This is a genomic window from Rhodococcoides kyotonense (assembly GCF_900188125.1).
In the GTDB taxonomy this organism is placed as follows: domain Bacteria; phylum Actinomycetota; class Actinomycetes; order Mycobacteriales; family Mycobacteriaceae; genus Rhodococcoides; species Rhodococcoides kyotonense.
This window is the reverse complement of the sequence record NZ_FZOW01000018.1, coordinates 10544-27699: the sequence shown is the minus strand read 5'-3', so window position 1 is coordinate 27699 and position 17156 is coordinate 10544. Positions and strand designations below refer to the sequence as shown.

At 65.2% G+C, this 17156-nt stretch carries 16 protein-coding genes; 11 read left to right on the top strand and 5 right to left on the bottom strand.

The annotated features are described in order from the left end of the window. Positions 1 to 112 precede the first annotated feature (112 nt). The gene (locus CHB96_RS23950; RefSeq protein WP_089251028.1) at positions 113 to 1237 is read left to right on the top strand and encodes a class I SAM-dependent methyltransferase; all 1125 of its coding nucleotides are present in this window, start codon (positions 113 to 115) and stop codon (positions 1235 to 1237) included. 3 nt (positions 1238 to 1240) lie between these two features. Here CHB96_RS23950 and CHB96_RS23945 read toward each other — a convergent pair whose 3' ends face one another. Beyond that, positions 1241 to 1663, bottom strand: a complete 423-nt coding sequence (locus CHB96_RS23945) for a hypothetical protein (RefSeq protein ID WP_089251026.1) — start codon at positions 1661 to 1663, stop codon at positions 1241 to 1243. 213 nt (positions 1664 to 1876) lie between these two features. Here CHB96_RS23945 and CHB96_RS23940 point away from each other — a divergent pair, with 213 nt between their 5' ends. Continuing rightward, the gene (locus tag CHB96_RS23940; RefSeq protein ID WP_089251024.1) at positions 1877 to 2725 is read left to right on the top strand and encodes a Bax inhibitor-1/YccA family protein; all 849 of its coding nucleotides are present in this window, start codon (positions 1877 to 1879) and stop codon (positions 2723 to 2725) included. A gap of 141 nt (positions 2726 to 2866) precedes the next feature. On the opposite strand, the gene CHB96_RS23935 is transcribed toward CHB96_RS23940, so the two are convergent. Beyond that, positions 2867 to 4087, bottom strand: coding sequence for an acetyl-CoA C-acetyltransferase (locus CHB96_RS23935; protein WP_089251022.1), 1221 nt, complete (start codon positions 4085 to 4087; stop codon positions 2867 to 2869). A gap of 54 nt (positions 4088 to 4141) precedes the next feature. After that, the gene (locus tag CHB96_RS23930; protein ID WP_089251020.1) at positions 4142 to 5104 is read right to left on the bottom strand and encodes an SGNH/GDSL hydrolase family protein; all 963 of its coding nucleotides are present in this window, start codon (positions 5102 to 5104) and stop codon (positions 4142 to 4144) included. A 106-nt stretch (positions 5105 to 5210) separates the two neighbouring features. On the opposite strand from CHB96_RS23930, the gene CHB96_RS23925 reads away from it, so the two are divergent. Beyond that, the gene (locus tag CHB96_RS23925) at positions 5211 to 6596 is read left to right on the top strand and encodes a cystathionine beta-synthase (protein WP_089251155.1); all 1386 of its coding nucleotides are present in this window, start codon (positions 5211 to 5213) and stop codon (positions 6594 to 6596) included. Positions 6597 to 6651: 55 nt separating this feature from the next. Here CHB96_RS23925 and CHB96_RS23920 read toward each other — a convergent pair whose 3' ends face one another. After that, positions 6652 to 7824 carry an acyl-CoA dehydrogenase family protein gene (locus CHB96_RS23920; RefSeq protein WP_089251018.1) on the bottom strand — a complete coding sequence of 391 codons (1173 nt, stop codon included), beginning with the start codon at positions 7822 to 7824 and terminating at the stop codon, positions 6652 to 6654. A 110-nt stretch (positions 7825 to 7934) separates the two neighbouring features. On the opposite strand from CHB96_RS23920, the gene CHB96_RS23915 reads away from it, so the two are divergent. The 8 genes from CHB96_RS23915 (at position 7935) to CHB96_RS23880 (ending at position 16372) form a co-directional block, all read left to right on the top strand. Then, entirely contained in the window at positions 7935 to 9110 is a 1176-nt protein-coding gene (locus CHB96_RS23915; RefSeq protein ID WP_089251017.1) for a cystathionine gamma-synthase, read from the top strand. Between the two features lie 3 nt (positions 9111 to 9113). Next, a complete protein-coding gene (locus CHB96_RS23910; protein WP_089251015.1) occupies positions 9114 to 9896 on the top strand; it encodes a glutamate racemase in 783 nt (260 codons plus the stop codon). A 72-nt stretch (positions 9897 to 9968) separates the two neighbouring features. Next, a complete protein-coding gene (locus CHB96_RS23905; protein WP_089251013.1) occupies positions 9969 to 11222 on the top strand; it encodes an MFS transporter in 1254 nt (417 codons plus the stop codon). Positions 11223 to 11349: 127 nt separating this feature from the next. Beyond that, positions 11350 to 12960 (top strand): ABC transporter substrate-binding protein, encoded by a 1611-nt coding sequence (locus CHB96_RS23900; RefSeq protein WP_089251151.1) that lies wholly within the window; start codon positions 11350 to 11352, stop codon positions 12958 to 12960. 77 nt (positions 12961 to 13037) lie between these two features. Then, positions 13038 to 13991, top strand: a complete 954-nt coding sequence (locus tag CHB96_RS23895; RefSeq protein ID WP_245866120.1) for an ABC transporter permease — start codon at positions 13038 to 13040, stop codon at positions 13989 to 13991. After that, the gene (locus CHB96_RS23890; protein ID WP_089251011.1) at positions 13984 to 14805 is read left to right on the top strand and encodes an ABC transporter permease; all 822 of its coding nucleotides are present in this window, start codon (positions 13984 to 13986) and stop codon (positions 14803 to 14805) included. The genes CHB96_RS23895 and CHB96_RS23890 overlap by 8 nt, the downstream gene beginning before the upstream one ends. After that, positions 14802 to 15713: an ATP-binding cassette domain-containing protein gene (locus CHB96_RS23885; protein WP_089251009.1), complete on the top strand. Its 912-nt coding sequence runs from the start codon at positions 14802 to 14804 to the stop codon at positions 15711 to 15713. Before CHB96_RS23890 ends, CHB96_RS23885 begins: the two co-directional genes overlap by 4 nt. Further along, positions 15710 to 16372, top strand: a complete 663-nt coding sequence (locus CHB96_RS23880) for an ABC transporter ATP-binding protein (protein WP_089251007.1) — start codon at positions 15710 to 15712, stop codon at positions 16370 to 16372. Before CHB96_RS23885 ends, CHB96_RS23880 begins: the two co-directional genes overlap by 4 nt. On the opposite strand, the gene lppU is transcribed toward CHB96_RS23880, so the two are convergent. After that, positions 16362 to 16958 (bottom strand): LppU family putative lipoprotein, encoded by a 597-nt coding sequence (gene lppU / locus CHB96_RS23875; RefSeq protein ID WP_089251005.1) that lies wholly within the window; start codon positions 16956 to 16958, stop codon positions 16362 to 16364. The two genes, CHB96_RS23880 and lppU, sit on opposite strands and share 11 nt — an antisense overlap. Positions 16959 to 17156: the final 198 nt, after the last annotated feature.

Sequence of the window (17156 nt, the reverse complement as noted above, 5' to 3'; positions counted from 1 at the left end):
CGAGCATGCTCCCGATTTTTCGAAAATGCCACTCGGACGCGCCCGCGACGGTCGAATTTCTTGATATGCAACGAGTTTGGTCACCTCGCGGTGGGATGAAACACTATCGGGCATGCACGACGTCGAGTCCGTCCTTCGAGTACTGCGCCGATTCCCCGATGCGGAGGCGCCGAACCTGTTCGCGTCGGACGCTGCGGACCGGCTGATTCTCGACACTGCCGCCGATTCGCTGACCGGGACTGCCGGTGACGATGTCGTCGTGATCGGGGATCGTTACGGGGCGCTGACGTTCGGAGCTGCGGCACACGGCGGAAAGACCGGCATTCGCGTTCACCAGGATCCTGTCACCGGCGAACTTGCGCTGAAGTTCAACGCGTCTGCGCTCGGATCGGCCGAAGCGTACCGGTCCCTCCCGCTGTCGGAGGAGCTTCTGGCCGGTGCACGCGTCGTGCTGATGCAACTACCGCGAAGCCTCGCCGAACTGACGGAGATCGCCGAGAACATCGCCGCATATGCAGCCCCCGACGTCACCGTGTTCGCCGGGGGTCGGGACAAGCACATGACTCCGGCGATGAACGGCGTTCTCCGAGCGTCGTTCGAGTCCGTCACCGCAGGCCGCGGTCGCCAGAAATCGCGGGTCCTGACTGCGTCGGGGCCGATCCGTCGTCCTCCCCGGAGTTATCCCGTCACCGAGAGACTCGAGGACATCGGGCTCACCGTCGTCGCGCACGGGGCCGTGTTCGCGGGTCCGAAACTGGACATCGGCACCAGATTCCTCGCATCCTTCGTCGGCGAGATGAAGCCGGATGCGCGCGATATCGTCGACTTGGGTTGCGGTACAGGAATTCTCGCGTGTCTACTGGCCGAGTCCAGAAAGTCCGCACGAGTCGTGGCGACAGATCGTTCCGCGGCGGCAGTGGCATCGGCGTCGGCCACCGCGTCGGCGAACAACGTGAACATCGCGGTCGTCCGCGACGATGCGATGTCGACGTTCGAGGACCGCTCGGTCGACTTGATCGTGTTGAATCCGCCGTTTCACGAAGGCGCGTCGCTTCACACCGGGAGCGCGGAGAAGTTGTTCGCCGCGGCGGGACGCACTCTTCGGCCAGGCGGGGAGTTGTGGACGGTGTACAACACGCATCTCAACTATCGGGGCGAACTGCGGGCGGCCGTCGGGCCGACCGAGTCGGTGGGGCGAAATGCCAAATTCACCGTCACTCGATCGACCCCGGCCTGAGGTCTACTCGACGGGACCGCCGTCTTCGGGAGTGCCGCCGATCTGTCCGCGGTCGCGCCCGCGATCCTCGACCAGGGTGCCCTCGATGATCTCGGCCTGCCGCTGGCCGTCGGCGTAGTCGATGTCGGGATCTTCGTCCGACTCCAGGATCTCGTGGTCGACCTGTTCCTCGGTCAACTCGTCGTCGGGGGTGTCCGCGACGGCACGTTCGTCGCTCTCGAGAGCGACGTCGGGCTCTTCCTCGCTCAGTTTTTCGTCGAGGCTTTCACCTTCGAGCGCCTCTTCGGGAGTCGTTCCGAACTTGTCGGCCTCGCTCCAGTGCTCGGGTGGTTCGACGATCGTGTCGCCGTCGTCGTTGCGTACCTCGTCGGAATCCAGGCTCTCGCTTTGGTCGAGTGTCTGATCCTGTCCGTCTTCGATGCTCATTGTTCGTTCATGCCCGTAAGTCGTCGGCGGGAAACCGGGCGTGTGTGAGCAGCGAGGCCGTCGGCACGGTAGAGTCCGATTTGTCGGAAGTTCTCTCGCCCGACTGGGAACTTTTGTCCGTATGTGGGAGTTTTACATACAACTGCCGACGACACGTCGGCGTCGGGCCTGATGACAACGAAGGGCTTGCGCTCTTAGAAGGGATGTAACACGGTGCGCACCTCGAGCAACCCGGTGTTCCGCAACCTGCCCAAGCAGGAGGGCGGCGGATACGCCACTTTCGGCACTGCGACGGCTGGTGGCGCGCAAGCCGCACAGCAGTTCGGCCAGCCGCAGACTTACGGCGAGCCCTACCAGACCGGCCCCGCGACGCGGGCCATGACCATCGACGACGTCGTCACCAAGACGGGCATCACGCTCGGTGTGCTGACCATCTCGGCGATCGTCTCCTACGCTCTCTCCAGTGGTAACGCATCGCTGGCGACCATGTTCGTCGTCGGCGGCGGCCTCATCGGTCTCGGCCTCGTACTGTTCGCGACGTTCGGTCGCAAGATGGACAACCCAGCGATCGTGCTTGCGTACGCCGTCGCCGAGGGTGTGTTCCTCGGTGCGCTGTCGCGCCTGTTCACCGATGTCACCTTCGGCGGCGTCGGAGGAGCTGCACTGATCGGGCAGGCCGTTCTCGGCACGTTCGGTGTGTTCTTCGGAATGCTCGTGGTCTACAAGACCGGCGCCATCCGCGTCACTCCTCGCCTGACACGCATGATCATCGGCGCCCTCATCGGTGTCGTCGTTCTCGCGCTCGGCAACCTGGTCGCCAGCTTCTTCATGGACGGCGGCTTCGGTCTGCGTGACGGCGGACCCATCGCCATCATCTTCAGCCTCGTCTGCATCGGCATCGCTGCGTTCAGCTTCCTACTGGACTTCGACCAGGCCGATCAGCTGATCCGCGCTCAGGCGCCGGAGAAGGCAGCATGGGGCGTCGCGCTCGGACTGACGATCACCCTCGTGTGGTTGTACGTCGAGATCCTGCGTCTGCTCAGCTACTTCCAGAACGACTAGTTTCCGACGACGAAGGCCCCGCACTCGACGAGTGCGGGGCCTTTTTCGTATCCAGGTACGAGTGTCGTGATTGCCCGATAGTTCGGTCCGGACGGCAGATCCGGCCCTGAGACGCCAACTATCGGGCAATCACGACTCAGCTCAGCTGAGTCGTTCGAGCACCATGGCCATACCCATGCCGCCGCCGACGCACATGGTCTCGACGCCGAACGTCTTGTCCTGAGTCTTCAGGTTGTTCAGCAGCGTCGTGGTGATGCGTGCACCGGTCATGCCGAACGGATGCCCGACGGCGATGGCACCGCCGGAGATGTTGAGCTTGTCGTGATCGATCCCGAGGTCGCGTGCCGAGCCGAGGACCTGGACCGCGAAGGCCTCGTTGATCTCGAACAGGTCGATGTCGGAGATCGACAGGTTCGCGATCGAGAGAGCCTTGCGCGTCGCCTCGATGGGTCCGAGGCCCATGATCTCGGGGGAGGTGCCGGTGACGCCGGTGGACACGATGCGCGCGAGCGGGGTCAGGCCGAGAGCCTTCGCCTTGGTGTCGCTCATGATGACCAGCGCGGCAGCGCCGTCGTTCAGCGGGCACGCGTTGCCCGCGGTGACGGTTCCGTTCGGTCGGAAGACGGGCTTGAGCTCGCTGATCTTCTCGTAGGTGGTGCCGGCGCGGGGACCGTCGTCCTTCGACACGACGGTGCCGTCCGGCAATGTGACCGGAGTGATCTCACGCTCGAAGAAGCCCGAGTTGATGGCCTCTTCGGCGCGGTTCTGACTGCGCACTGCCCAGTGATCCTGCTCCTCACGGCTGATGCCGGTCAGCAGCGAGACGTTCTCGGCGGTCTGGCCCATCGCGATGTAGGCGTCGGGAAGATCGCCGTTCTCGCGGGGGTCCGTCCAGCTGTCGGCGCCTTCCTCCTGCGCCTTCTTGGTGCGGGCTTCGGCGTCGGCGAACAGTGGATTGTGGCTCTGCGGTAGCGAATCGGAGCTGCCGTGGATGAAGTTGGAGACGCTCTCGACGCCGGCGGAGATGAAGACGTCGCCCTCGCCTGCCTTGATGGCGTGCAGTGCCATGCGGGTGGTCTGCAGTGACGACGAACAGTAGCGAGTGATCGTCGTGCCCGGCAGCGAGTCGTAGCCGAGGAGCACGGCGACGATGCGGGCCAGGTTGTTGCCCTGCATGCCGCCGGGAAGGCCGCAGCCGAGGAGGAGGTCGTCGATGTCGGTCGGGTCGAGCTCGGGAACCTTCGCCAGTGCCGCCGCGACCATTTGCACGGTCAGGTCGTCGGGACGAATGTCCTTCAGTGAACCTTTCATCGCGCGGCCGATCGGGGAACGAGCGGTACTGACGATCACTGCCTCTGGCATGAACTCTCCTTGGGTGAATTTTCAAGTTACCGACGAGTAAGACCGAATCTATCGTTAGCCGTTGGCTCCCTGGATCTCGGCTCCGCGTCGGCGAAGAAATCGGTCGAGAGACGCCGCCGCGCGAGGAGCCACCTTGCGTGACTCGACTGCGGCGGACACTTGGGGGAGTTCGGGCAACGGGCCTCCGTTCCACTCGCCGAGGGCGGCGGCGAGGACGGGGAGGAGTTGCTGCGCGGCCAGTTCGTATCCCGCTGCGGACGGGTGGAACCGATCTGCGGAGAACATCGTGTCCGGGGCAGCGAGGAACTCCGGTGCAAGGAGATCCGCCAGGGCGACGGGGTGGCCACCGGCGGCGAGGGTCGCCGCGGTCTGTGCTCGCGCGAGTCGAAGACCCCAATTACGGACGACGGTGCGCAGCGGTTGCGGAATGGCGGTGACGACGCCGAGGTCCGGACACGTACCCACGACGACGACCGTGCTCTTGGCCGTCAGGCGGTCGACGGCTGTACCCAGGCGCTGCGCCGATGCCGCGATGGAGAACTTCTTGGTGACGTCATTGGCGCCGATGAGGATGACAGCCGCGTCGGGAGGCGGTCCTGCGACGAACATCGCGTCGACCTGGCCTTCGAGACCCTTGGACGTCGCGCCGCCGATCGCTTTGGTGCTCAACCTGATTCGTTTGCCGGTTTCGTCGGCGAGGCCGCGTGCGACGAGGACGCCCGGAACCTCGTCGGCCACGACACAGCCCACGCCGGCCGCCGTCGAGTCGCCGAAAACCATCAGATGAATATCTGCTGAACTTCCGATGCGCCAGGGGGTAGGCGTGCGCTCACCAGGGGAGTAGACGCCGTCGGCCTCGGGTGGTTTGGCGGTGCTGCGTCCGATGACGCCTCGCGCCGACGTCGCCTGCGACATCAGATGTCGGTACGCCGCCCACGATGCAGTTCCGGCCGACGAGCCTGCAAGTACCGTTGCCGCACCGGCTTTGGCGGCGGTACGCCATCGACTCACCGGCACCGTTCTGCTCCTTCGTTACGCGCCACACGACCATCGTATGCATTTCCTCGGTGCCGTCACGGCGGTACCGAGGAGCACGGTGGGCGGCGTCTGGGAAGATGGAGACATGCGCATTGCTCAGCACGTCACCGAACTCATCGGCAACACTCCGTTGGTCAAGCTTTCCTCCGTTGTCGGCGACAACGCGGGGACGGTTGCTGCCAAGATCGAATACCTCAACCCGGGCGGGTCGTCCAAGGACCGCATCGCCGTCAAGATGATCGACGCGGCCGAGGCGTCGGGCGAGTTGAAGCCCGGCGGCACCATCATCGAGCCCACGTCCGGCAACACCGGAATCGGACTGGCGCTCGTCGCTCAGCAGCGCGGGTACAAGTGCGTGTTCGTGTGCCCGGACAAGGTCGGTGAAGAAAAACGCAACGTCCTGCGCGCGTACGGCGCCGAGGTCGTCGTCTGCCCCACCGCCGTCGCGCCGGAGGACCCGAACAGTTACTACAGCGTGTCCGACCGCCTGGTGCGGGAAATCGACGGCGGCTGGAAGCCCAACCAGTACTCCAACCCGGCAGGCCCGCAGAGCCACTACGAGACCACCGGACCCGAGATCTGGGCCGACACCGACGGCAAGATCACGCACTTCGTAGCAGGCGTCGGCACCGGCGGCACCATCTCCGGCACCGGCAAGTACCTCAAGGAGATGTCGGGCGGCAAGGTCAAGGTCATCGGCGTCGACCCCGAAGGCTCGGTCTACTCCGGAGGAACGGGACGGCCGTACCTCGTCGAAGGCGTCGGTGAGGACTTCTGGCCGACCGCGTACGACCCGTCGATCCCCGACGAGATCATCGCCGTCTCCGACGCGGACTCCTTCGACATGACGCGTCGCCTGGCCCGTGAAGAGGGTCTGCTGGTGGGCGGATCGTGCGGCATGGCTGCCGTCGCCGCGATCAAGGTCGCCGAGCGCGAAGGACCCGACGCTCTGGTCGTCGTGCTGCTGCCCGACGGCGGACGCGGCTACCTCGCCAAGATCTTCAACGACGACTGGATGTCGTCGTACGGCTTCCTCCGTTCGCGACTCGACGGCAAGACCGACGAGCCGTCCGTCGGCGACGTGCTGCGCGGCAAGTCGGGCGCGCTGCCCGACCTCGTCCACACGCACCCCTCGGAAACCGTGCGCGACGCCATCGAGATCCTGCGTGAGTACGGCGTCTCGCAGATGCCGGTCGTCGGCGCAGAACCGCCCGTCATGGCCGGTGAAGTCGCAGGCAGTGTCACCGAGCGCGATCTGCTCAGCGCGGTGTTCGAAGGGCGCGCAGCATTGGCCGATCCCGTCGCCAAGCACATGAGCCCGCCCTTCCCGCTCATCGGTGCAGGCGAGAACGTCTCGGACGCGACCAAGGCTCTCGGTGAGACCGACGCGCTCATGGTCGTCGAAGAAGGCAAGCCGGCCGGTGTCATCACGCGGCACGATCTGCTCGGGTTCTTGTCGAAGGGCGCCTGACCCCGTCGTGAGTGAAAATGTATAGCCCGCTATACATTTTCACTCACGTAGGGCGTCAGCGGAACGCGCTGGAACCCGTCAAAGCCTGCCCGATGACGAGCTGATGCACCTCGGACGTTCCCTCGTACGTCAGGACCGATTCGAGGTTGTTCGCGTGCCGCAGTACCGGGTACTCGAGCGTGATTCCGTTGGCGCCCAAGATGGTTCGGCATTCGCGCGCGATCTTGATCGCCTCGCGTACATTGTTCAGCTTGCCGACCGAGACCTGTTCGCCGCGAAGTTCTCCCTTGTCCTTCACACGCCCGAGGTGTAGTGCGAGCAGCTCACCTTTGCCGAGTTCGAGCGCCATGTTCGCGATCTTGGCCTGCGTGAGCTGGTAACCGCCGAGCGGCTTGTCGAACACCTCGCGTGTCTTCGAGTACTCGATCGCGGATTCGAGGCAGTCGCGTGCCGCTCCCATCGCGCCGAAGACGATGCCGAACCTCGCTTCGTTCAGACAGCTCAGTGGACCGCCGAGACCGCGAGCCTCCGGCAGCATCGCGTCCTCGGGGAGTCGCACGTCCTCCAGTACGAGTTCACCTGTGATCGATGCCCGCAGGGACAGCTTCTTCTTCACGGTGTTCGCGGTGAAGCCAGGTGTATCCGTCGGGACGACGAAGCCGCGTACTTTGTCGTCGGTCTGCGCCCACACGATCGCGACGTCGGCGACGGGTCCGTTGGTGATCCACATCTTGCTGCCGTTCAGCACCCAGTCGGTGCCGTCCTTCTTGGCTCGGGTCCGCATGCCTCCGGGGTTGGATCCGAAGTCGGCCTCGGTCAGCCCGAAGCACCCGATCAGATTTCCTTCGGCCATGCCGGGAAGCCAGTGCTGCTTCTGTTCCTCCGAGCCGTATTTCCAGATCGCGAACATCGCGAGCGAACCCTGCACCGAGACGAGGCTGCGAATTCCGGAATCCATCGCCTCGAGCTCCAGGCACGCCAAGCCGTAGGCCGTGGCGGACGTGCCTGCACATCCGTAACCCTCGAGATGCATGCCGAGCAGGCCGAGGGCGCCCAGTTCCTTGGCGAGTTCGCGTGCCGGAACCGTGCCGTCTTCGAACCAATCGGCCAGGTGCGGGCGGATCTTCTCCTTTCCGAACGCACGGACGGTCGCTCGGATCTCCTTCTCCTCGGTGTCGAGGAGGGAGTCGAACGCGAAGAGTTCTTCGACGGACTGTGCATCGGCCACGTGTAACGCCCCATTTCGCTTGCGGTGTCTCTCCCCGCAGGCTACCGATTGCGTCCTCGCTATTAGGCGGGAGTGGAGCCTGCAGGAATGACCAGATTAGGCTGGAACGCATGAGTGAGCAGCGCAGCAAGGCCGACAGCATCTCCTGGCAGGGCTTTTCCACGAAGGCGGTTCATGCCGGGTACGAACCTGATCCGCTGACCGGCGCGGTGAACGTCCCGATCTACGCGAGCTCGACGTTCGCTCAGGACGGCGTCGGCGGCATGCGCAGCGGCTTCGAGTACGCGCGCACCGGCAACCCGACGCGTCGGCCGCTCGAAGCGAATCTCGCTGCGATCGAGTCCGGCACGTACGGCCGGGCATTCTCGTCGGGCATGGCGGCAACCGATGCGCTGCTGCGCGCGACGCTTCGCCCAGGCGATCACCTCGTCATCCCGAACGACGCGTACGGCGGCACGTTCCGTCTGATCGACAAGGTCTTCACGCAGTGGGGCATCGAGTACTCGGTCGCCGCGGTGTCCGACGTCGACGCCGTGCGCGAGGCGATCAGGCCCAACACCAAGCTCGTCTGGGTCGAGACACCCACCAATCCGCTGCTCAACGTCGGTGACATCGAGGCTCTGGCCGGAGTCGCACACGAGGGCGGCGCCAAGCTTGTCGTCGACAACACGTTCGCCTCTCCGTACCTGCAGCAGCCGTTGCAGCTCGGTGCCGACGTCGCGTTGCACTCCACGACCAAGTACATCGGCGGGCACTCCGACGTCGTGGGCGGCGCTCTCGTCACCGACGACGAGGAGCTCGACGCAGCATTCGCATTCCTGCAGAACGGCGCGGGCGGGGTCCCAGGGCCGTTCGACGCATTCCTGACGCTGCGCGGTATCAAGACTCTCGCGCTGCGCATGGAACGCCACAGTGACAACGCGGAGAAGATCGTCGAGGTGCTGTCCGGTCACTCGGCGATCTCGCAGGTCATCTACCCGGGGCTCGCCGAGCATCCGTCGCACGCGGTGGCGGCCAAGCAGATGCGACGCTTCGGCGGGATGATCTCCGTGCGGTTGAAGGGCGGCAAGCAGGCGGCCCTCGACTTCTGTGCACGTACCGAGATCTTCACGCTGGCCGAATCGCTCGGTGGCGTCGAATCGCTCATCGAACACCCGGGCGCGATGACACACGCGTCGACGGCCGGTTCTTTGCTCGAGGTTCCGGACGACCTGGTGCGTCTGTCCGTCGGCATCGAGGACGGCGCCGACCTCGTCGGTGACATCGAGCAGGCGCTGGGTCAGTAAGGGATGATCGTCGGATTGATCGACTCGGGGCTCGGCATGTTGCCGACCGCTGCGCGCCTTCGCGAGCTGCGCCCCGAGCTCGATCTGATCCTGTTGATGGACCCGGATCAGGCTCCCTGGGGCCCGAAACCGGACGAATGGGTGATTCGACGCGTCATCGACACTGCGGATCGGGCGGTGGCGTCGGGCGCCGAGGTGATCGTGTTGCCGTGCAACACCGCAAGTGTCACCGCACTGACGCATCTGCGTGCGCACCTGGGCACTGCCGTTCCGGTCGTCGGTACGGTTCCGGCGATCAAACCTGCTGCGGCAGTGAGTGATCGGATCGCGGTCTGGGCGACGGCGGCGACGACGGCGAGCGCGTACCAGGCTCGGCTGATCGAGGATTTCGCTGCCGGTCGGACCGTGTCGGCGATCGCGTGCCACGGACTCGCCGACGCGATCGATCGTGGTGACGGACACGGTGTTTCGGATGCCATCTCCGCTGCCGTTGCCGCGACACCGCCGGATGTCGAGGCGGTCGTGCTCGGCTGTACGCATTATCCACTCGTCGCGCACGAGATCGCTGCGGCCCTTCCTCCTGGCGTCGCGTTGTTCGACAGTGCGGAAGCCGTTGCGCGTCAAACGCTTCGGCGGATCGATCTGTTGGAGCGTCCGGCAATGGGGTCGGGTGCTGTGACGGTGTCGCTCAGTGGGCGCGATGGCAGCCTTCCGGCGAGCGCGCTCGCTCACAGAGAGGGCCGGCTCTTGGCCGGCCTCGTCGAGGCGCCGTCGATCCACCGATAGCCCGCCCGGCGGAATGCCGAGGGCAGGTCGTGAGTTGAAGCAATGGTATTTGCTTCGATGGGTGGAGGTTGCATGGTCGAGACGGTCGAACCAGGTGTCGCGCGGCGGACGCTCCGGCGGATGCCTCCCGGGATCGCGTTCGTTGCGGTCGGCGTGACATACCTGGTGGTCATGGCGTCGTCGGCAGCGCCGTCGCCGTTGTACCCGGTCTATCAGCAGGACTGGGGTTTCTCGTCGACGACGCTGACCATCGTGTTCGCCGTCTACGCGCTGGCGCTGCTCGTTGCCCTGTTGGTCGTCGGCAGTCTGTCCGACCACGTAGGGCGTAAACCGATCCTGCTGGCGGCGCTTGTGATGCTCGTGGTCAGCCTGGTGTTGTTCGTCTCGGCCGACGGGGTGTCCACTCTGATCGCGGCGCGCGTGGTGCAGGGTCTCGCGGCCGGAACAGCGACGGGTGCGCTCAGTGCGGCGATCATCGATCTGCAGCCGTCGGACTGGGCAGGACCGTTGGTGAACAGTGTTGCGCCATCGATCGGTCTGGCGACCGGTGCCTTGGGCTCGGGCCTTCTGGTTCAACTCGCGCCTGCGCCGACGGTTCTGGTCTTCGCGCTGCTCATCGGCGCGACGGTTCTGCTGGCGTTGATACTGGCGTTCGTGCCGGAGACGTCGGCGTTGAGGGGCGTCGACTCGCGCAGACACCTCGCGCAGTTGCTGCGTCCACGAATCGCGATCCCCACCGGCGTTCGCGCACAGTTCCTGTTGGTCGTTCCGGCGCTCGTCGCGACGTGGTCGCTGGGCGGATTCCACTTGTCGCTTGGGCCGTCGATCATCGGATCGCTGTTCGGAATCGACAATCACATCGTCGGTGGAGTGGAGATCTTCGCGCTGTTCTTCTCCGGTTCCGTTGCTGCCGCACTGGTCCGACTTCGGCCTCCGCGTGCGGTGATGATCGTCGGCGCGATCGTGTTGTCCGTCGGTGTCGCACTGTCGTTGATCGCCGTCGCATTCACATCGATTCCGCTGTATTTCGTCGGTGCCGTGGTTGCCGGAGCAGGCTGGGGAAGTACGTTCCTCGGAGCGATGCGCACCTTGGCCGCGCTCGTCCCGGCGGCCGAGCGCGCGAGTGCATTCGCGACGACGTTCGTCATCAGTTACACCGCCTTCAGTCTCCCGGCCGTGATCGGTGGTCTCGCCGTACATGAATTCGGACTCCGACCGACCGCCATGGTGTACGGATCCGCGGTGATCGTGCTGGCCTTGGCATCGTCGGCGGGCAGTGTCCTGGCCGCGAAACGCGACCGTGTCGTCGTGACCGGCCGGGGCTGACTCCTACCCGATCGTCCAGTCCCTCCATGTCGACCGGGCGGTAGTCGCTCGTCTCGCTGCCGTCCGGTGTCTGTTGTGGGATTATTCGTCCATCTGAACAAGTGCTCAGATGAACGAAGGAGGGTCGATGGTTCGGTCAGGACTGGCTGTGGGCGCTGCATCCGCGTGTGTTCTCGCGCTGGCGGCGTGCAGCGCACCCACGAACTCCGCGGACGGATCCACCGACGACGGGATCGTTCTCGCGGACGGTTACGAACTCGGTGGCTACAACCCGATCGCCGGCTACGGCGCTGCGGGGGAAGCCAAGATGTACGACGGCCTGTTGAAGCTCGACGGAGGCGAGGGCCTGCCCGGTTTCGAGCCGTCGCTCGCCACCGAACTTCCGACGCCCAACGCCGATGCGACGGTCTGGACCGTCCCGCTGCGTGAGGGCGTCACGTTCTCCGACGGGTCCGCGTTCGACGCGGGCGACGTCGTCGCCACCTACGACGCGATCCTGGATCCGGCGTCGGCATCGGAGGCGCGGTCGTCGTTCGACATGATCACCGACGTCACTGCTCTCGATGCGCAGACGGTCGAGTTCCGCCTCGACTACCCGTATTCGGCGCTGCCGACCAAGCTCCTGATCGGCATCGTGCCGTCGGAATCGGTTGCCACGCCTGGCCTTGCTGCCGAATCTTCCCTGAACACCGCGCCGATCGGGACGGGACCGTACACTCTCGTCGACCTGTCGCCGGATCGAGCAGTGTTCGAGGCCAACGAGAACTACTTCGGTGGCGCGCCGAACGTGAAGAAGCTGACGTTGCTGTACGTCCCGGACGACAACACCCGTGCCCAGCGGATGGCGGCGGGGGAGATCGACGGGACGAACCTTCCGCCGCTGCTGGCGAAGACTCTCGACGGGCGTGACGGAATGTCGTTGACGGCCAATACTTCTGCCGATTGGCGTGGAGTGTCGCTTCCGACGAACAATCCCGTCGCCGGTGACAAGGCCGTGCGGATGGCGCTGAATCTCGCCGCGAACCGGCAGTCGATGGTCGACAACGTACTCGGCGGTTACGGCCGGGCGGCCGCGACGCCGATCCCCGAGGTGTACGGCGACGCGTACGAGCCGACTGCGGCCTACCCGTACGACCCCTCCGAAGCCGAGCGGCTGTTGACCGACGCGGGGTGGGTCGCGGGTGCCGACGGTATTCGCGTCAGGGACGGGGTGCGTGCCGAGTTCTCGATCATGTACAACGCGTCGGACACGGTACGTCGAGATCTGGCGCAGGCATTCGCATCCGACGCACTGGCGGTCGGCGTCGAAGTGAATCTCGAGGCTCTCTCCTGGGATCGCATCGATCCACGCATCTCCTACGATGCGACGCTGCTCGGCGGTGGGGCAGAACCCTACGACCCGGACACGCAGGCGTACAACGCACTCGACTCGGTGTTCCTGAACCCGGGCGTCGGAAGTCTGTACGACAACGCCAGCGACTACTCCAACCCTGCGGTCGACGCGGCACTCGAGACGGGACGAACGAGTCTCGATCCTGCCGAGCGCGACGCCGCCTACCGCGACATGCAGCGTGCCTATATCGAGGATCCCGGCTACGTCTATCTGGTGTTCCTCGATCACACGTACGTGTCGAAGGATTCGGACTGGACCGAGTCGGGGCCGATTCTCGAACCGCATTCGCATGGTGTCACCTGGGGACCCTGGTGGTCACTGCAGACGTGGACGAGGCAATCGTGACCGCAACGATGGCGCGGCCGGCGACGACGTCGGCGGCGCGGCACGACCCACGCGCTCGCCGACGCGGAATTCTCGCGATGATCGGGCGGCGACTGCTGTTCGTGATCCCGGTGTGTGCCGCGGTGTCGGGCGGTCTGTTCGCGGCGGCAGCGGTGTCGCCGTTCGACCCGCTCGTCGCGTATCTCGGCGTTCGATACACGACGACATCCGACGCCGACAAGGCGATGATCGCCGAACAACTCGGGCTCGACCAGCCGTGGTACACGACGTACTGGCACTGGGTGCAGGGCGTCTTCACCGGCGACCTGGGCATGTCGAGGTCGTTCGGTCAGCCGGTGGCGGAGGTACTGGCCGAGCGGGTGCCGTGGACGCTGCTGCTGGCAGGCGTCGGCCTGGCTCTTGCAGCGACGCTTGCACTGGTGCTCGGTGTCGTCGCGGGCATTCGCAGCGGCGGGTTGCTCGACCGCGCGATCACGGCACTGTGCATCACGATCCAGGGTTTGCCGCCGTTCGTGCTGTCCCTCGGTGCGATCGCTCTGTTCGCGCTCGGTCTAGGCTGGTTGCCGGTGGCGGGCCTGACCGATGGAGGTGCCGATCCAACAGTCGGTTCGGTCGTGCGGCACATGGCACTTCCGGTATCCGTCCTTGCGCTGTCGCAACTGCCGTGGCTGCTGTTGGCGGTGCGAGAATCCGTGTCCGTCTCGCGCGGTGAGGATTTCGTCGCCGGTGCCGTCGCTCGCGGGATTCCGTCGTCGATGGTGACGCGCAGGCACATCGTGCCGACATCGCTCGCGCCGTTCGTCAACGTGCTCGGAGTGAGGCTGCCGGAGCTCGTCGTCGGGGCCGTGCTCGTCGAGGAAGTGTTCTCGTGGCCCGGAATCGCCGGTGCCATCGTGCAATCCGCGCGTGACCTCGACATGGCGCTGCTGGCGTTCCTGACGGTCGGCACGACGCTGGCGGTGCTGATCGGATCGCTTCTCGCCGATGTGGCTGTCGCCCTTCTGGATCCGCGGGTGAAGACCGATGGATAGGCGGAAACTGCTCGTCGCAGGTGCGGTTCTGGCCGTGCTCGCGCTGTATGCGGTGTTCGTTCCGTGGTTGTCGGGTGTGGACGATCGCGTCACCGACTTCGCGGCGGCTCGGCAGGGACCGTCGTCGTCACACCTGTTCGGCACCGATTCGGCGGGACGAGACCTGTTCGTGCGCAGCGCCGCTGCGATCAGGACGTCGCTGCTGATCGCTGCCGCGTGTGCGCTTCTGGCGACGGTCATCGGTAGCATCGTCGGAGCCGTCGCCGGACTCTGGGGCGGTTGGGTCGACAGGCTCGTCATGCGCAGCACCGACGCGATCAATGCGCTGCCGCATCTGCTGCTCGGGATCGTCATCGTCGCGATGTTCCGCGGCAGCATCGTCGCGATCGTGCTGTCGATCGCGTTGACGCATTGGACTCAGGTTGCGCGCATCGTGCGGTCGGAGATTCTCGGTCTGCGGGAACGGCCGTACATCGATGCGGCTGTTCTCGCGGGGGCATCGAGGGTGCACGTCATCCGACGCCATGTCGTTCCTGCCGTGCTGCCTCAGGCTCTCATCGCCGTGGTTCTGCTTCTGCCGCATGCGATCTGGCACGAGTCGACACTGTCGTTCCTCGGCTTCGGGCTGCCGCCGCACGAGCCGAGCCTCGGTACTCTGTTGTCCGAAGCGCGCAGTTCGCTGCTGCTCGGTGGTTGGTGGACGCTCGTGTTCCCAGCCGGAATCCTCGTCGTGGCAACGGTGTCGGTTGCAGTGGCAGGGTCGTCGCTACGCGGTGCGATCACACCGCCCAAACCCTCGGAGTTGAGACTGTGACTGCGCTTCGGATTCGCGATCTGACCGTTCGAATTCCCCTCCGTGACGGTACCGTCGTCCATGCTGCGAGCGATGTGAATCTGGCCGTCGACGCAGGTACCGTCACTGCGCTCGTCGGCGAATCCGGCTGTGGCAAATCGATTCTCGCGACGGCAGTGATGGCGATGCTGCCTGCAGGATCGGACGTGTCGGGATCGATATCGGTACGGACAGCCGATCGAACCGTCGACGTGTTCGAGGACACCGGTTTCCGGGGACGAGATGTCGCGTTGATTCCGCAGTCCGCGTCGTCGTATCTGACGCCGGTTCGGACGGCGCGGTCGCAACTCGACGAGACCGTTCGGGTCCTCGGGTCGCGGCATCGCAGCGACGAACTCGCGCGGACAGTCGGATTGGACCCGGCCGATCTGGATCTGTATCCGCACGAATTGTCGGGGGGTATGGCGCAGCGTGTCGCGATCGCGGGTGCGCTCGTCGGCGATCCTTCCGTCGTCGTCGCGGACGAGCCGACGGCCAACCTCGACGGGGAACTCACCGATCACATCCTGCGCCTGCTGCGGCGGTGCGCGGACGAGGGCGCCGCTGTCCTGCTCATCACGCATGATCTGTCGTCGTTGATGCGCACGGCTGTCGCAGATCGGGTTGCGGTGATGTACGCGTCGCGCATCATGGAAACCGGCCCTGCCGCACTGGTGTTGGACGACCCGATGCACGATTACACGCGAGACCTGGTGAACGCGTTGCCGTCTCGTGGGCTTCACCCGATGCCGGGTGTCCCTCCGCAGTTGACCGATCTGCCCGACGACTGCGTGTACCACCTGCGGCGGCCGGAATCGGTGATGTCGGGCGGACGGACCGAATTGGTGACCGTCGGCAGTAGGACCTATCGAACGAGGGTGAGCGCATGAGTCTCGATGCTGTGGGAATCACCGCCGGGTACGACGGAACGTCGAACGTGCTGCACGACGCGTCCCTGTCGGTACCGGCAGGGGACGTGGTGGGGCTCGCCGGACCGTCGGGATCGGGGAAGTCGACGATGGCACGGGTACTGTCGCTGCTTCTCGCGCCGCGGACCGGAACCGTGAGCATCGACGGAACCGCGGTGCGGGGAACAGGATTCGGTGTCCCGTCGCACGTTCGTCGACAGGTCGCGATGCTCTTCCAGTCGCCCCGATCGGCGACGGATCCGCGAATGACGTTGCAGGCCATCATCGAACAACCGGCCGTGATCGCCGGCAGAAAGATCGTGGCTCGGGACCTCGCCGCTCGTGTCGGCCTGACTCCCGACCTGTTGACACGTCGTCCGCACCAGGTCAGCGACGGTCAGTTGCAGCGAGCCTGTGTGGCTCGCGCACTCGCTCAGGAGCCGAAATACCTGATCTGCGACGAGGCGACGGCGATGCTGGACGCGGCGACCACAGCGTCGATCATGCAGTTGATCCGGACCGAGGCGCGCGATGCAGGAATGGGTGTACTGCTGATCAGCCACGACACCGAGTTGCTGGACGCGATGTGCACCCGTGTGGACGATGTCGTCCACACGGGCGCACAGTGTTCTACACCGTGACGGTCTCGGTGCAGACGGTGAACTGGCGTTCGGGGTAGGAGTAGCCACCTTCTTCGCACTGCTCGACGTCGACGGCACCCTCGACGATCTTGGTGACGCGTTCGACGTTGGTCGCAGCTGGATCGGCGCAATCCACGCGGGCCGGTTCGTCCATACCCGACGGAATGCTCATGCATCCGTCGACGACCCAGTCGACGTCGAGACACAAAGCGCCCTGCTCGGTTCCACCGTAGGTTTCGTAGTAGACCTGGTCGGCGTCGGACACGCAGCTGGCGTTCTGCTCGGCCTTCGCGATGACCTTGTAGTTCGACTCGGGGCTGCCGCATGCGGCTTCTTCGATTTCCGCGTCGCTCATCGTGCCGCCCAGCTTCACGCAGTCGCCGATCTCGACGTCGATGTCGGTCGATCCGCCGTCGTCGGCGCCTTGCTGGCCCGCGACGGTAGTCACGACGGTCGCGCTCGTCGCGGGCGCGGCCTCACCGGACGTTTCCGATGAGCAGGACGCGGCCAACAGGACCAGGGCGATGCCTGCGGTGACTTTGGAAAGTACGGAACCCCAGCTGCTTCGGGGTGACGAAGAATGCATCTGCAGTAGCTTTCTCGCTATTCGAGGCGGTGCGTGACCGCCGAACGTCCCACGGACGAACGTTGAGAAATTCTTTACTATCGGTAACCTCTCGCACAAGTCTTTCGTCTTCACTGCGGACTCACAGGCCGCGCGGGGCTCGTAGCCAGTCTTCGCGGGCAACCTGACATCGGTAAGCACATTCACCTCGGTACAGGA

Bases quoted from the DNA above. Each gene is read 5' to 3' on its own strand.
- CHB96_RS23945 (WP_089251026.1), bottom strand. From the start codon at position 1,663: ATGAGCATCGAAGACGGACAGGATCAGACACTCGACCAAAGCGAGAGC.
- CHB96_RS23900 (WP_089251151.1), top strand. From the start codon at position 11,350: ATGGTTCGGTCAGGACTGGCTGTGGGCGCTGCATCCGCGTGTGTTCTC.
- CHB96_RS23880 (WP_089251007.1), top strand. From the start codon at position 15,710: ATGAGTCTCGATGCTGTGGGAATCACCGCCGGGTACGACGGAACGTCG.
- CHB96_RS23895 (WP_245866120.1), top strand. From the start codon at position 13,038: ATGATCGGGCGGCGACTGCTGTTCGTGATCCCGGTGTGTGCCGCGGTG.
- CHB96_RS23890 (WP_089251011.1), top strand. From the start codon at position 13,984: ATGGATAGGCGGAAACTGCTCGTCGCAGGTGCGGTTCTGGCCGTGCTC.
- CHB96_RS23915 (WP_089251017.1), top strand. From the start codon at position 7,935: ATGAGTGAGCAGCGCAGCAAGGCCGACAGCATCTCCTGGCAGGGCTTT.
- CHB96_RS23950 (WP_089251028.1), top strand. From the start codon at position 113: ATGCACGACGTCGAGTCCGTCCTTCGAGTACTGCGCCGATTCCCCGAT.
- CHB96_RS23925 (WP_089251155.1), top strand. From the start codon at position 5,211: ATGCGCATTGCTCAGCACGTCACCGAACTCATCGGCAACACTCCGTTG.
- lppU (WP_089251005.1), bottom strand. From the start codon at position 16,958: ATGCATTCTTCGTCACCCCGAAGCAGCTGGGGTTCCGTACTTTCCAAA.
- CHB96_RS23905 (WP_089251013.1), top strand. From the start codon at position 9,969: ATGGTCGAGACGGTCGAACCAGGTGTCGCGCGGCGGACGCTCCGGCGG.
- CHB96_RS23910 (WP_089251015.1), top strand. From the start codon at position 9,114: ATGATCGTCGGATTGATCGACTCGGGGCTCGGCATGTTGCCGACCGCT.
- CHB96_RS23935 (WP_089251022.1), bottom strand. From the start codon at position 4,087: ATGCCAGAGGCAGTGATCGTCAGTACCGCTCGTTCCCCGATCGGCCGC.